The organism is Rhizobium sp. SRI_017, assembly GCF_057586295.1.
Genome location: NZ_JBYCZP010000024.1, coordinates 51,107 through 65,884 on the forward strand (window position 1 = coordinate 51,107; position 14,778 = coordinate 65,884).

Sequence of the window (14,778 nt, forward strand, 5' to 3'; positions counted from 1 at the left end):
CTTCGTTTTCCCTTCAGTGTGCGATGCCGGAGCCGGCGGCCTCGTCGATGAGGCGACCCGTGGAGAAGCGGTCGAGATCGAACGGGCGGCTGACGTCGTGATGCTGTCCAGTCGCAAGGAGATGGGCGAGCAGTGTCCCACCCGCTGGTATGGCTTTGAAGCCTCCGGTTCCCCAGCCGCAATCGAGGAAGAGGCCGGGCAACGGACTCTCGCCGATGACGGGCGACGAGTCGGGCGTGACGTCGACGATTCCCGCCCATTGACGCATCATTCGCAGCTGGCGAAAGCTCGGGAACATTTCAAGGAGGCCAGAGACCACGACTTCGAGCGTCGGAAGGTTGCCGCGCTGTCCATAGGACGGAACCCGGTCGAGGCCGCCGCCTATCACCATTTCACCTTTGTCCGATTGGCTGACATAGGTCCCCGCACCGGGGGACAGGACAACGGTGTCGAGCGCGGGTTTTATAGGCTCGGAGACGCATGCCTGGAGGGCATAGGATGTGATCGGCAACCGGAAACCTGCCTTCTCGGCCATTTGAGAGGAATGCCCCGCGACCGCCATCCCAACCCGGTCGGAACGGATGTTCCCATGCGAGGTCCTGACACCCCTGCATCTGCCGCCTTCGACAATGAAATCCTTCACTTCGCAGTTTTGGATTATGTCCACGCCGAAACGGTCCGCCGCGCGGGCATATCCCCAGGCTACGGCGTCATGGCGGGCGGTCCCGCCCCTGCCCTGCCAAACGCCCCCGTAGATCGGGTAACGCGCGCTTGGTTCGAAATTCAGGAGAGGCGCAACCCGCCGCACATCGTCAACGCTGAAAAGCTCCGCGTCGACCCCGTTGATCTGCATCGCATTGACCGTGCGTGCCGACGTCTCCATCTCCATCAGACTGTGTGCCAGGACCAGCATGCCGCGCTGCGACAGCATGACGTTGTAGTTCAGGTCTTTGCCGAGTTTCTCGTAAAGCTTCAGCGACATCTCGTAGAGCGCGACGCTCTCGGGAAAGAAGTAATTCGAGCGCACGACCGTCGTGTTGCGCCCCGTGTTTCCACCGCCAAGCCAGCCCTTTTCGATCACCGCAACGTTGGTGACGCCGTGGTTCTTGGCCAAGTAGTAGGCTGTGGCAAGACCGTGACCACCGCCGCCGATCACGATCGCATCGTAGCGGCTTTTCGGCTGGGGATCACGCCACGCCTTTGCCCACCCCTTCTGGTTGTTGAGCCCTTCTTTGAAGAGGGACAGCGCAGAATAGTGACGTGTCACGGATTGCCTCCCGGTCGAGTTCCCGAAGCGAATTTAAGAGTGGCGGTACTTTTCAGTACTTCTGGTCCCGAATGTCGGGGACGGGCGGCGGTTACACACCGCCGCCTGACAGGGTGCGACGTCAGCCGCGCATCGCCTTGCCGGAAGGGTCATAGGGCGAAGCAGCGAGAACCTTCGCGCCGCGCTCCTGGCCGACGATGTGCACGGTAAGCGGCGTGCCTTCCGTGGTAGCATCGACGTCAAGAAGCGCTATCGCGAGGCTCTTCCCGAGCGTGTGGCCGTAGCCGCCTGACGTTACGTAGCCGACGAGCTTGCCGTCACGCCAGATGGGTTCATACCCGCTGGCATCCGCATCGGTCGCTTCGACTTCGATGGTCGTCAGTACCCGAGCCGTCGTCCGACCCTCTCGCTCAGCCAGCGCCGCCTTCTTCCCGATGAAATCGGCCTTGTCGAAGTCAACGAAGCGGTCCATGCCCGTCATCCCTGCCGTATAGGCCTGAGTGAATTCCCGGCTCCAGATGCCGAAACTTTTCTCCAGTCTCAACGAGAGGACAGCGTTGAATCCGAGTTCCGTAATGCCGAGGTCCTTGCCGGCGTCGAGCAGCATCCGGCGCAGAGTGGCATGTTCGGCCGCGGAGCAATTGAGCTCGTAGCCGAGTTCGCCAGAGATCGACAACCGCGCCGCCTTGACGCGAAGAAGGCCGATGTCGAGCGGTCTGCAGGCGAAGATCGGGAACGCCGAGTTCGACACGTCGGCATGGGTGAGCTTTTCGAGGACTTCGCGGGATTTCGGACCCGAGAGACTGAAGCCGACCGTCGCGTCGGAGATGTCCGAGACTTGGACCCCGTCGGTGAGCAGGCCTTCGAACCAGCGCATGTGCCACTGGCGCAGATAATAGGAGCCCATGATCCACCAGGTCCCATCGCCCCAATTGAACACGGTCAGATCGCCCTTGAGCCGGCCGTCATTGCCGAGCATCGGGGCCAACTTCGCCCTTCCCGGCTTCGGCAGCTTGCAGGCCAAGACCTTGTCCAGCCACTTCTCGGCTTGTGGTCCGGTGACGAGATAGCGGGAGAACGCCGTGGTGTCGAGGAGCCCGACGCTCTCGCGGACGGTCTTGGCCTCTTTCGCCACGATGTCAAAAGTGTTGGAGCGCTTCAGCGTGTTGTGTTCGACGAAATCGGGCTCGGCGAAATAGAGCGGTGTCTCGAGTCCCCAGTTCACCCCCCAGCGAGCGCCGGCTGTGGACATGGGCTCGTGGGCGGGAGCGGTCTTCAACGGACGGCCCGCGGGGAGCTGCTCGTTCGGATAGGACATGACGAAGCGACGCGAGTAGAACTGTCCGGTCGTCTGGCGGATGTATTCGCGATTGGACATGAACTCGCCATAGCGGGCGATGTCCATGCCGAAGATGTCCGCCTCGGGTTCGCCGTGGACCATCCATTCCGCCAGCGACTTGCCGACGCCGCCACCTTGCAGGAAGCCCGCCATGACACCGCACGCGACCCAGTAGTTCTGAACGCCGCGGACCGGACCGACGATCGGATTTCCGTCGGGCGAGAAAGTGAACGCGCCGTTGACCCAGCGCTTGATGCCCGCGGTCTCCAGTACCGGATAGCGGTTGAAACCCATGACGAGTTCGTCGGCAATGCGATCCGTGTTTTCCTGGATAAGCTCGATCCCGTAGTCCCAGGGAGCGCCGTCCATGTTCCAATGTTGGTAATTACGCTCGTAGATGCCGAGGAGGATGCCCTTCTGTTCCTGACGGAGATACGTGAAACCTTCGAGATCGACCACCAGCGGGAGTTCCTTGCCGAGCGCAGCCACTTCAGGGATGGCCTCGGTGACGAGGTAATGATGCTCCATCGGAGTAACAGGGAGATCGACCCCCGCCATGAGGCCGCATTGCTTCGCCCAGAGCCCGCCCGCGTTCACGACATGGTCGGCCTTGATGGTGCCCTTTTCCGTGACGACCTTCCAAGTCCCGTCTGGCTGGTGTTTGAGTTCGAGCACCCGGTTGTGCTCGATGATGTCGGCGCCGCGCAGCTTCGCGCACTTGGCATATGCGTGGACGACGCCCGAAGGGTCGATGTAGCCCTCGCGATCGGTCCACATGCCACCGAGGATGCCGTCAGTATTGATGATGGGAACGCGCTTCTTAATCTCTTCTACGCCAATCAGCTCGACGTCGTTGATGCCCATCGTCTGAAAGACCCGGTAGGACGCCTGGAGCCATTCCCAACGTTCGGGAGCGCAGGCGACACTGACGCCGCCCGTCATATGCATGCCGACGCTTTGTCCCGACTCCCGCTCGATTTCGGAAAGCAAGTCGATCGTGTAGGCTTGCAATGCCGCGATGTTCGGATCGGCGTTGAGCGCGTGGAAGCCGCCCGCGGCATGCCAGCTGGAGCCTGCTGTCAGCACCTCTCGTTCGAGGATCGCCACATCAGTCCAGCCAAGCTTGGTGAGATGGTAGGCGATGGACGCGCCGACCACGCCGCCGCCGATGATTACGACACGATAATGAGATTTCACAGCGCCCTCTCCGACGGTTTCGTAGGAGCGTTGGTAACATTAGTAGACACTTGTGTCTATTAAAAATATCAGGGTCCGGCAATTTCCGAAACAGAGTGTTCCGCAGGGCTAGCCACCTGTGGACGAGGAATTCGAATTCAGCCGTCGGCGAACGAGTTGCTGAACCGGACAAAGCCCTCCACTTCAGTGGCCGCCGGTTCGACGCCGGTAAAGGTGAGCAAATAAGACCTGACATGCGTGAGACGCGAGGCGAGGCTTTCACGATGTTCCAGCGCGTAGTGGCCGATCTGCATGAAGTACAGGACTCTCGCCCTGGTCAAAGCTTCTTCCTCAACGTATCCGTAACGCGTGAACATCCTGGTGAGCGCCGACACCCGCTGGTCGTCGGCCTGCTCCACGACGTCTCGCACATGCGCGTCGCGGCGTGCCCAGTAGCGCACCGCGTTGTCGAGGCGGGGGTCGAACAAGGATTGGTCGACCCAGCATTCGAAGACGTTGAGGACGGCTTTCGTGATGGTCGGCGCAGGACGCATCGCGCGCTCGATGATCGAACCCGTGTTGCGCTTGAGCCACGTTTGCAGCAGCTCTTCCTGGAGAGCCTGGATGCTGTCGAAAAAGAAATAGAAGCTCGATCGCGATACTCCGAGCTTCTTCGCCATGACCTGCACTTTGACTTGGTCGATCCCCTCGGATACGAGCGCGTCGATCGCGAGGTTAACCCAATCCTCTTTGCCCCAACGGCCGCCGCTCTCCGTCGCGTCGGCCTTCTTTACTGCTGCGACTCTGGGCAATCCGCGCTCCATTCCTGCATTGTGACAATTTCCCCGCAGGACGTAACACGCCACCCGCGAAAATGCAAAAAATCGTCACCAAAAGTGGACACAAGTGTCTACTAAAATAGGAGATGCCTCATCAGCTTTCTGGTTCAGCGCCCCCGTCGGCTTTGGCTTTCGAGATATAGCGATCAAGGAGTTCCGCGATCTCTCCCTGCCTGTCGATCGGTTCGAGCTCCTCGATCTTGCGCTTCCAAATGCCGTTGGCGCGCTCCGTCGCGGTCTTGGAACCGTTTTCGGTCCACGTCCCGAAATTCGAAAGGTCGGCGACAAGCGGATTGTAGAACGCGGTCCGGTACCTATCCATCGTATGCTGGGTCGCGAAGAAGTGGCCGCCGGGCTGGACGTCCGCTATGGCCTCGAACGCCATCTCCGCGACAGTCGCGTTGACGGGTTGGAACAGTTCGGCGAAGGTCTGCAGCGCCTCGATATCCGTGATCAATTTCTCCATCGACACGGACAGACCGCCTTCCATCCAGCCCGCGGCGTGTACGCAGACCGTCGCGCCCGCCAGGACTGATCCCCATAGTGCGAACTGGGTTTCGTGCGCGGCTTGCGCATCGTTGACGTTGGCCGCGGAGCCCCCGCCTGAACGCCAGGGCAGACCGAGGAGGCGGGCGAGTTGTCCCGCGCCTTGCGTCGCCTTGACGTGCTCTGGTGTGCCGAAGGCGGGCGCGCCGGACTTCATGTCCACGTTCGACGAAAAGCTTCCGTAAACTACGGGCGCGCCGGGACTGACGAGCTGTGAGAGCGTGATGCCGAGCATCGCCTCTGCGTGCTGGAGCGTCAGCGCTCCGGCGACGCTGATCGGGGCCATCGCTCCAGCGAGGCAAAAGGGGGTGATAATCGACATCTGCCTGTGGCGGGCGAAGTCGATGATGCCTCTGGCCATCGGAATGTCGAGTTGGCGGGGAGAGTTTGTGTTGATGATCGTAAAGCAGTGGGGATCGGCGGCGAAAGTCGCGTCGTCGATTCCCCGAGCGAGCTTCACCATTTCGAACGATTGCTCGACTTGCTTGGTGCCCCGCGAGAAGATGAAAGGAAGCTTGTCCGAAAGCACCAACTCCGCCCTTCCTGTGGCGTAGTGCCGAAATCTCAGATCCACATCCTGCGGCTCGACGAATGGAGCGAGGGCGTGCAGGACATCGAATGCCTGCGTCAGCTTGGTGAGATTTTCGAAGTCCGCCAGCGCACCCGCGCGCCTGCCCCTGTCGAGATCGGTCACATTGGGAGCGCCGCAGCCAGCGACGAACATCATGTTGCCGAGTTCGAAATCGATATGTCGCGCCGACGAGCCACCCTTCGCGTGGATTTTCTTGGGGGCGGTCGAAAGCGCGGCCGTGACGATGTCTCGGCCGACCCGGACCATCAGCGTTTCCTCGTCCACCGCGGCGCCCGCGCGAGCGAAGATTTCACGCGCCTCGGGCAGGAGAACCTTGACCCCGAGCTCCTCCAGCACACGAAGCGCCGTATCGTGTATGGAGGCCACTTCGTCGTCTGAAAACACTGTCTGCGGCGCGTAGCGATTTCGAAGATGACCGTAGTCGACGGCACGTACCGACGCCGCTCGTCCTGCCGCTCCCCTTCCGCCACGCTTCACCCGGGCCGCCTGGTTGCCTTCTTCCATGTCATTCTCCTTGGCCCGCGGGCATCGAGGTCCGATTGACGCGCTGCCGCGTATTGTCAGAAAAGCTAAGCCGTCCACGGTTTCGTGAGCGGCAGCGAGGCCGATCCGCCGATACGGCCGCTACACGTGGCCGTAATGCTCGCGATGGTTCACGACCGAATATGCGTAGTCCAGCAAGGTCGACCACGTGAAGACCGGGAGATCGACTTCACGCTGCACCGCCCTCGCAAACGGCTGGAATCCGGTGCATTCGAACATCAACGCTCCGATGTCCGGGTTGCGGGAGACGAAATCCTTGCAGAGCGCGACCATGTCCCGCTCGGCGCGTTCGAAATTCGCCGTCGGCACCGCAGGGCGTTTCCCCGAAATCCAGAGACTCTCGAATTCGGGGGTCGAGTAGTCGTCGACCGCTCCAGCCACCACTATGTTGCTCGAAGGCTCGATGCCGACATTGCGCAGATGTTCGTCGGACAGTTGGGAGCGGACCCCGCACACGATGCCGACCTTCCTGCGCGGCGAGATCAGCCGCTGGATGAAGGGAACCTGTAGCAGGCTTGACATGAATACGGGGATGTCGACGTGGGCGGCGACCTCTCTCTGGAAGTATGCGAAATAGCCGCACTCGGCGGCGATAGCCCTGCACCCCATCTTCTGCAACGCCCTGGCCGCAGCGAGAATCGGCTCGAGGCAGGGTGATTTGTCCTCGGCGAAAACGAGCTTGGGGATGTCGACGCCGTCGATGACCTGATATTGGATCGGGAAAGGATACGCGCTCGCGTTCCGAACGTCGCCGGGGAACCCTGGATAGACCTCGTCGAGGATCATGATGCCGAGACCCATGCCGTAGCAGGAGTGGTTCTTGCGGGCGCTGATAGTGCGGACGCCGAAGTCGCGGTTGCCGTAGATCATGCGTTCCTCATGACATGATTGCATGGAGCGTCGGCTTCGGAAGGCGACCGCGATGTGCAGTCGCCTTCCGGCGTGGCGCGTCCGCCGCTCGCGTCACGCCTGTTGACCGATCTCAGACGAACCAGGCCTTCTCGGCGACACGGCAATCGTCCATGTCGAAACGGCTATGGGTCTGCACGCCCTGGACCTTTGTCGAATAGCCGTCGAGGAAGTCGGCCGTCGCGAAATGAACATGCCCCGCGTCTTCGGAGATCATGAGCTGGCACTCGTCGTAGATCGCCTTGCGCGCGCCCGGGTCGAGTTCGATTCGTGCCTGTGACAGCAGCTTGTCGAAATCGGGGTTCCGCCAGTCGGAGTCGTTATAGTCGGACTGGCCGCCGAAAGACGTCTGGAAAATCTGATCGGGGGACATGCGGCGCGCCCAGATAACGGCGCAGAACGGCACCTTCAACCACGTATCACTCCAATAGCCGTCCCCTGCCACCCGGTTCACGTTGAGCTTTAGCCCGGCCTTTTCCATGTTCTGCTGGTAGACCTGCCCGCAATCGACGGAAGACGACCAAGCGCCATCGGAAACGATCAGGTCGACGGAAGTGTTCGCGCCCATCCCGGCCTTCTTCCAATGGAAGGCGGCCTTTTCGGGATCGAAGGCGCGCTGCGGCATGTCCGTGTTGTAGTACGGGCTCGCGGCGTCCATCAAGGTGTCGTTGCCCGGGGTCGCGAAGCCGCTGTAGACGTTCTTGCAGATCATCTCGCGGTCGATGCCGTATTTGAGCGCGAGCACGAGGTCCTTGTTGTCCATTGGCTTCTGGGTGACCCGGGCCACGAACACGTAGCGGAATCCTGTTCCCTGGGTTCTAACAACGTTCACCGCCTTGTTCTTCATCAGCTCCTTTGCGGTGCGCGGATCGAGGCGGTTGGCAACGTCGATCTGCCCGCTCTGGAGGGCCGAGATACGGGCCGCCGGGTCTGTGATGTAGAGAACCTCGACAGCTTCGAAATTGCCTCTGCCGCTCTTCCAATAGTCGCCCCTTGAGGTGAAATAGGCGCGCACACCGGGTTCGAAACTCTCGAGAACATAGGCCCCCGTCCCGATCGGCTTGTCCCAATCCTTGTGGCCATTGGGGACCACGACAAGATGGTAGTCGCCGAGCAACACCGGAAGGTCGGCGTTGCCTTCATTGAGCTTGATGTAGACCTGGTTCGGCGACAGAGCCTTGATCTCTGTGATGCCAACGAGCTGCCCCTTCGCCGCCGACTTGCTCTGCTCGGTTCGGTGGAGCTGGATGGAGTAGATGATGTCGTCGGCATCTAGCGTCTTGCCGTTCGAGAACTTGATACCCTTCCTGACCTCGAACACCCATTCGGTCGCGCCGGATTTCGCCTCCCAGCTTTCGAGCAGTTCACCCTGCGGGTTGCCCTCGGCGTCGTATTCGACCAGACCGTTCATCATGAGAAGCGAGAGAACGATCGGAACCGAGTCGTTGTAAGTGGTGGGATCGAGGGAGTCCGAGGCGTTCCCGCCCTCCAGGCCCATCCTCAGAGTGCCGCCCTTCTTGGGCGTCTGCGCGAACGCGGCGCCGAACCCGAGCAAAGGCGAAGCCGCCGCGCCCAGAGCAATCGCACCGCCAGCACGCAGTATGTCGCGTCTCGTGGGCGTCAAGATACCGCCCGGCGAGCGGGACATATCAACTTCATCAAATTTGGCCATTCTCGTCTCCCATGGTTGAGGTCATGTTTCGCTACGCGCACAGCCTCTCGCCCAGACAAGCGTCTCCGCCTGCCCACCTCGCTCGATTGGCTATCCACCTAAGTCCTGAATTTGATCGCACAGCGCGGTTTTGCCGCCGTACATCCTCGTTTAGTCTTCTCGCCAGCAGACTTATAGCAGAAAATCACTTGTGTCTAGTATGATGACTATAAGCGGGAATCTACGTCGTTTATTGAATGAAATGCGACGCATTTCTCAACACATGAGACGTTTGCGAGCTAACGAAAATGTGCTTCATATAATTGAAATACAAAGGATTTTGGAGATTCTAAGACACCACATGTCTGAAAGACCTGAATAGGCATAATCTACAACACAAGTGTACGTCAAAGGCTTCAACTGACGGTCGCCGAGTGTTGTTCGGGGGAGCGACAGAATGGCCGCGACCGTGCTTGCGAGATGAAGGCATACCTAAGTGCTTCGCTGTCGGTCGCGGAGGTGCCCGGCGCTGCCGCTGAGTGCTCAGGATGAGGTCCAACGAAGGCAAGATGACAACTGGCGCGGCCGAAAATCTGCCCGTCTGTGGTTGGCTGAACCTGCCTGGCTGCCGCGACGGCGAATTTCCGCGTCCCGCCTCTCGCCGACATTCTTGGCGCCTTGCGGCCTTCGATGACCGCTATCTGTCGATCACAAGATCGGAGGTCGGGCGGCTGCAACATGCGAGTGCGTAGCCCTGGTCGATTTCCCGCTGCCGGATTCCGCCTCCATGGTTCATCTCAACGGTCCCGGATACGATCTTGATGCGGCAAGTGCCGCAGATTCCCTTCCCGCACGAGGTCTGTATCCTCACCTTCGCCGCCTGCGCCGCCTTGAGCACGGTTGCGTCCGGGCTTCCGCGAGTCGATTTCCCGCTTTTCTGAAAGTCGATCTCGAACGAGCTCGCGGCCTTCTCCACGGGACTTTCGTCAACCGCGACCTGGTCGAAGTTCTCTTGATGGAAGTTCCGCTCGCGGACGCCGAGCGATAGGCAATGATCTTTGGCGGCGGACATGAAGCCGTCCGGCCCGCAGGTCATAACGATCCGGCTCGCCAAGTCGGGAACCAGTGCGTCAAGCATCGGTCTGCCGATGCGCCCTGTCGGTCCGACCCATCCAGAGCCGGACCTCGGGTTCGTGGCGACCACCGTGATCCGGGCGTTGGGCAACAGGCGCGCCCAATGCGTCAACTCGTCACGAAAGATCATTTCCTCCGGCGAGCGCGCGAAGTGCAGGAAGACGGCATCAACTTCCATGCAATGGTCGGCCATGGAACGCATCATCGAAGCCAAGGGGGTGATGCCGCTTCCCGCGGACAGCAACAGCATCTTGCCTGAAAGGTGCGGGTCGCAAACGAAGCCACCCGTGGGGCCACTTGCAATCACCCTGCCGCCGACCCGCAGGCTTTCAAACGCCCAATTCGAGACCACTCCGCCCGCCACGCGTTTGACGGTGATGGCGACGGTCCCGCGACGGGCGGAGGAAGAGGAAATGCTGTAGGATCGACACTCTTCGCCTCCGTTGACGTCGAAGGTGAAATTGAGGAACTGGCCAGCCGAAAACGAGACTTCCCCGCCATCGCAGCGCTTGAAGACAAAGGTCCTCGCTTCGCTGGTTTCATCGCGCACTGCGACGCAAACCATAGCCATCGCTTCGACATCGGCTTCCAAGCTCCGCTCCGTCAACGTCATCTGAAGACCCGGCTCCTTGCGGTATCAGTAGCCATGTGCCCGGAGGCGCTCGACATACCAGTTGAGATTGAGATCGACGAGGCGTTCGACGAAGGGGGACAAGGGGCCTGGCACGTAACCCGTTGTTTCAACACCATTGTGCGCCAGCGCGACGAGATCGGCGTCCTGCTGGTTGGTCGCGGTCCACACCTCGGTCAGACGTTGGATATCGTAGTCCCTCCCCTCAACCGCGTCCTTGTGCACGAGCCAGACAGTCCTCAACTGCGTCGTGGACGGGGAAAGCGGCACCAGATAGCTCACCACGGCGTGGTCGGCGAAGAAGTGGTGCCAGGAATTATGGGTCCACATATGAAGGTCGCCCAAACGTTTGTCGGTGAGATCGCCCAACAACTTATTGGATGCCGCGAGGGTATCGAGCGTGTGTGCCTCGCCCGCTCCAGCGATCACGAAACGCTGGGAGCGGAACAGCGTGGCGCGGCCGGTCATCTCTTCGACAAGTTCCGAAGGGAATCCTTCACGCTCCCACCGGGCAGTCTCTCGCTGGCTTATGGCCTTATGTTCTTCCCACTCCGCCATCTGGTCCTCGGACATCTCCTCGGGGTCAAAGCCCACATCCAGGTGATTGAGGGTCTCGCAGAGCTCGGGGTGCGAACCCTCGCAATGATAGCATTCGCGATTGTTGTCGACGCTGAGCTTCCAGTTACCATCCTCGATGATGGTCGACTCATGGGCGATCTTGGCGTGCGCCAAATCGAGCCGGGCGAGCCGGGGCGCGATGGCCGCTTCAAAGTCGGCGATGTCGTCCGGACAGTCTTCGGCGATGCAGATGAGCAGCAGTCCGGCGATGTTGCGCACATGAACGGGCTTCAGGCCGAAACAGGATTTGTCAAAGGCCGCGCCCATCTGGTTGGCGTGGACGAGCTCGCCCGTCAGATCATATGACCACTGATGATACGGACATACGAGGCGGCCGACTGAAGTCTTTTCCTCGCTGACAAGGCGAGCGCCCCGGTGGCGGCAGACATTGTGGAAACCTCTGATCTCGCCGTCGTCGTCACGAAGAAGAATGATTGAGGTCTTTCCGATCTCGACCGTCCGTACGTCGCCGGGTTCCGCGATGTCCGCGGCGACACCAGCTAAAATCCAATGTCGTCGGAAGAAGACCTCGATATCGACGTCGAAGGCGGCTTGCGAGGTGTAGTATGCTGCGGGCAATGTGAAGCCCGCGCCTCTCTCTCCGAGCAGACCTCTCAGCGACCCATCGATGCGCACATTCATTTCAGCACCCCACATTTGACTTTGCAATAACCTCCGCTATTTCCAGGCTTCTTACAACTCGACAAAAATTCCAAAGTACGATAACTTTTCCTCATGTCAGCAACTCCTCGACGGCACATCAAATCGCTTTCGGCGCTTTTCGCCTTCGAGGCCGCAGGACGGCATCGAAACTTCACCACGGCCGCCAGGGAGCTGGGTGTGACCCAGGCCGCCGTCAGCAAGCAAATCGCTCTCCTTGAGGAAGACCTCGGCCGCGCGTTGTTCGAGCGCCTGCATAGGGAAGTACGCCTGACTCAAGCGGGAAGAGAGCTGTTCGACGTCGCGAGTTCGACCCTGGGGACACTTGGCGACACGCTCGCCCGACTGCGGTTGGCAGATCGAAGCAGGCCCGTCACCATCGGAGCCACTTTGGCCATGTCGCATTTCTGGCTCCTTCCGCGGTTGCCCGCTTTCAGGACGGCCCACCCCGACCTGCACATCAGGGTCGTTTCGCAGGACGAACCGCTGCGGATGGACGATGGCACTCTCGACATGGTGATACGGTTCGGGGACGGAAAATGGGACGACGGCGCATCGTTTCGACTGTTCAAGAGCGAGATCGCTCCCATGGCCTCGCCCGGGTTTCTCGCCACGCGGGACAGCATGACATCGGTTGAGGACGTGCTGGCATCGCCACTTATCGAATACGACGCGCCCGACGAAACCTGGACGGACTGGAACGACTGGCTTTCGGCAGCCGGGAAGCCGATCCGCGCGATCAAGGCATCGCTCTCGTTCAGTCGGTATGCGGATGCCATCCAGGCGGCGGCGGCGGACCAAGGTGTCATACTGGTATGGAGTGGCCTCACAGGAGGCATCGAGGAGCGCGGCGGACTTGTGCGTCTTCCGGGGCCAGTGCTGGTTCCGCGCGGGGACTTCTATCTGGTGGTCGCCGATCCGCATGGGAGCCAAGCCGACGAGAAATCACTTATCACGTGGCTTGTCCAGGAAGCGAAAGCGCAAAGCGACACGATCGGCTCCGGCTCCTAGCGCGAAGCCATCATGCTAACTCTCTGTCCTTCTATCGTCACCTGGGCACGGGTATCGGCAGCTTGGTCGTGTTTTTGATGCATTTCAGGGCGAAGTGCGATTGCACCGCCGACACACCCGGCAGATGCAGCAGAACCTTTTTCAGGAGTCCCTCGTACTCCTCGATACTGCCGACCACGATCCGGAGGATGTAATCGGCATCTCCGCTCATTGAATAGCATTCGGTGATTTCGTCACGGTCACGCGCTGCGGCTTCCAGCGCTTCCAACGTTTCTTCATCGTGTTGCTTGAGCTTGATATTCGCGAACACGACCACAGGCAATCCGAGCGCGACGGCATCCAGGAGGATGGCCCGCTCGCGGATCACACCCTCGGCCTCCAGTTTCTTCACACGCCGCCAGCACGGCGTATGTGACAGTCCCACCTTAACCGCGAGGTCGGACATTGGAATCTGCGGATTATCCTGAAGTTCCCGAAGAATTCTAAGATCGATGCCATCCATCAAGTCTCATCCTATTTTTGATCCTTTTTATAGGATTGGATCGCGAATTTCCACACTTTCACGCATGAATACGCAATTTCGTACCAGGCGTTCTCGTTGCAATATCGTTGCGCAGGAGGACACCCCAAGATGCTCAAGAACTCTTCCCTGAAGCTTCATATCCCCCAGCCTCTCGCACGGCCGGGAGACCAACCCGATTTCAGCTATATCGATCTGCAGGCCGCGGGCGAGACCCGCCGTCCCGATGTCGACGAAAACGAACGCGAGATGCGAGACTTGCCCTTCGGCTTGATCCGCGTGCTTGACGACACCGGGAACGCGGTCGGTCAATGGGACCCAAAGTTGGACGAAACGGAGTTGAAGCGCGGAATGCGCGCGATGATTCTTACCCGGGCGTTCGACGAACGAATGTTCCGCCTGCACCGTCAAGGCAAGACGTCGTTCTTCATGAAGTCCACGGGCGAGGAAGCGCTCGGAGCCGCCCCATCCATGGTCCTTGGTGCGGGCGACATGTGCTTTCCAACCTACCGGGTGGTCAGCTACCTGATGGCGCGAAACTACCCCCTCACCGACCTTGTGAACCAGATTTTTTCGAACGCCGCCGATCCGCTCAAGGGCAGGCAGCTGCCTATCCTCTATTCGGCCAAGGATTACGGCTTCTATTCGCTGTCCGGCAATGTCGGAAGCCGCTTCGGCCACGCCGTCGGATGGGCCATGGCCTCCGCCTACATGGAGGACGACAAGATTGCACTCGCCTATATCGGCGAAGGGACGACCGCCGAGGGCGATTTCCACGAGGCGCTGACCTTCGCGGCCGTCTATCACGCTCCGGTCATCCTCGCGGTCACGAACAACCAGTGGGCCATCTCGACCTTCCAGGGAACGGCGGGCGGCCAGCAGACGACTTTCGCAGCGCGCGCACTTGGCTATGGCATCCCAGGCTTGCGTGTTGACGGCAATGACTTCCTGGCCGTCTACGCCGCCACCTCGTGGGCGGCCGACCGCGCGCGTCAGAACCTCGGCGCCACGCTCATCGAGTTCGTCACCTACCGTGCCTCGGGACATTCGACCAGCGACGACCCGACCAAATACCGTCCGGCTGACGAACCCAACCATTGGCCACTGGGTGATCCGGTCGATCGACTGAAGCTTCATATGACTTCGCTCGGGATTTGGTCAGATGGCGACCATGCCGCTGTCGTGACGGAGTGCGAAGAACTCGTGAGGACTGCCGCAAAGGCTGGCGAAGCTGTGGGCACCCTCGGCACTTCGAAGCCGAGCGTCAAGGAGATGTTCGAATGCGTCTACAAGGAGCCGGATTGGCGTCTCATTCGGCAGCGGCAGGAGCTTGGGGTCTGAG

11 protein-coding genes are annotated in these 14,778 nt (G+C 60.4%); 2 read left to right on the top strand and 9 right to left on the bottom strand.

The window, feature by feature from the left end:
* Nucleotides 1–13 precede the first annotated feature (13 nt).
* From AC2YI2_RS31770 to AC2YI2_RS31805, 8 genes are all read right to left on the bottom strand, one after another.
* Complete coding sequence (locus AC2YI2_RS31770; RefSeq protein ID WP_487390538.1) at nt 14–1,267, bottom strand: sarcosine oxidase subunit beta family protein; 1,254 nt, start codon at nt 1,265–1,267, stop codon at nt 14–16.
* 121 nt (nt 1,268–1,388) lie between these two features.
* A complete protein-coding gene (locus AC2YI2_RS31775) occupies nt 1,389–3,803 on the bottom strand; it encodes a GcvT family protein (protein WP_487390539.1) in 2,415 nt (804 codons plus the stop codon).
* Between the two features lie 137 nt (nt 3,804–3,940).
* Complete coding sequence (locus tag AC2YI2_RS31780; protein WP_487390540.1) at nt 3,941–4,594, bottom strand: TetR/AcrR family transcriptional regulator; 654 nt, start codon at nt 4,592–4,594, stop codon at nt 3,941–3,943.
* 121 nt (nt 4,595–4,715) lie between these two features.
* Nucleotides 4,716–6,263, bottom strand: a complete 1,548-nt coding sequence (locus tag AC2YI2_RS31785; RefSeq protein WP_487390541.1) for a trimethylamine methyltransferase family protein — start codon at nt 6,261–6,263, stop codon at nt 4,716–4,718.
* Nucleotides 6,264–6,383: 120 nt separating this feature from the next.
* Entirely contained in the window at nt 6,384–7,172 is a 789-nt protein-coding gene (locus tag AC2YI2_RS31790) for an aspartate/glutamate racemase family protein (RefSeq protein ID WP_487390542.1), read from the bottom strand.
* 112 nt (nt 7,173–7,284) lie between these two features.
* A complete protein-coding gene (locus tag AC2YI2_RS31795) occupies nt 7,285–8,883 on the bottom strand; it encodes an ABC transporter substrate-binding protein (RefSeq protein ID WP_487390543.1) in 1,599 nt (532 codons plus the stop codon).
* Nucleotides 8,884–9,559: 676 nt separating this feature from the next.
* On the bottom strand, nt 9,560–10,588 hold the full coding sequence (locus tag AC2YI2_RS31800; protein WP_487390544.1) for a flavin reductase family protein: 1,029 nt from the start codon (nt 10,586–10,588) through the stop codon (nt 9,560–9,562).
* A gap of 45 nt (nt 10,589–10,633) precedes the next feature.
* Nucleotides 10,634–11,887: an aromatic ring-hydroxylating oxygenase subunit alpha gene (locus AC2YI2_RS31805; RefSeq protein WP_487390545.1), complete on the bottom strand. Its 1,254-nt coding sequence runs from the start codon at nt 11,885–11,887 to the stop codon at nt 10,634–10,636.
* Between the two features lie 93 nt (nt 11,888–11,980).
* On the opposite strand from AC2YI2_RS31805, the gene AC2YI2_RS31810 reads away from it, so the two are divergent.
* Entirely contained in the window at nt 11,981–12,916 is a 936-nt protein-coding gene (locus AC2YI2_RS31810) for a LysR substrate-binding domain-containing protein (protein WP_487390546.1), read from the top strand.
* A gap of 37 nt (nt 12,917–12,953) precedes the next feature.
* Here AC2YI2_RS31810 and AC2YI2_RS31815 read toward each other — a convergent pair whose 3' ends face one another.
* Nucleotides 12,954–13,418 carry an Lrp/AsnC family transcriptional regulator gene (locus AC2YI2_RS31815; protein ID WP_487390547.1) on the bottom strand — a complete coding sequence of 155 codons (465 nt, stop codon included), beginning with the start codon at nt 13,416–13,418 and terminating at the stop codon, nt 12,954–12,956.
* Between the two features lie 129 nt (nt 13,419–13,547).
* On the opposite strand from AC2YI2_RS31815, the gene AC2YI2_RS31820 reads away from it, so the two are divergent.
* Nucleotides 13,548–14,777 (top strand): thiamine pyrophosphate-dependent enzyme, encoded by a 1,230-nt coding sequence (locus AC2YI2_RS31820; protein WP_487390548.1) that lies wholly within the window; start codon nt 13,548–13,550, stop codon nt 14,775–14,777.
* The last annotated feature ends 1 nt before the right edge of the window (nt 14,778 follow it).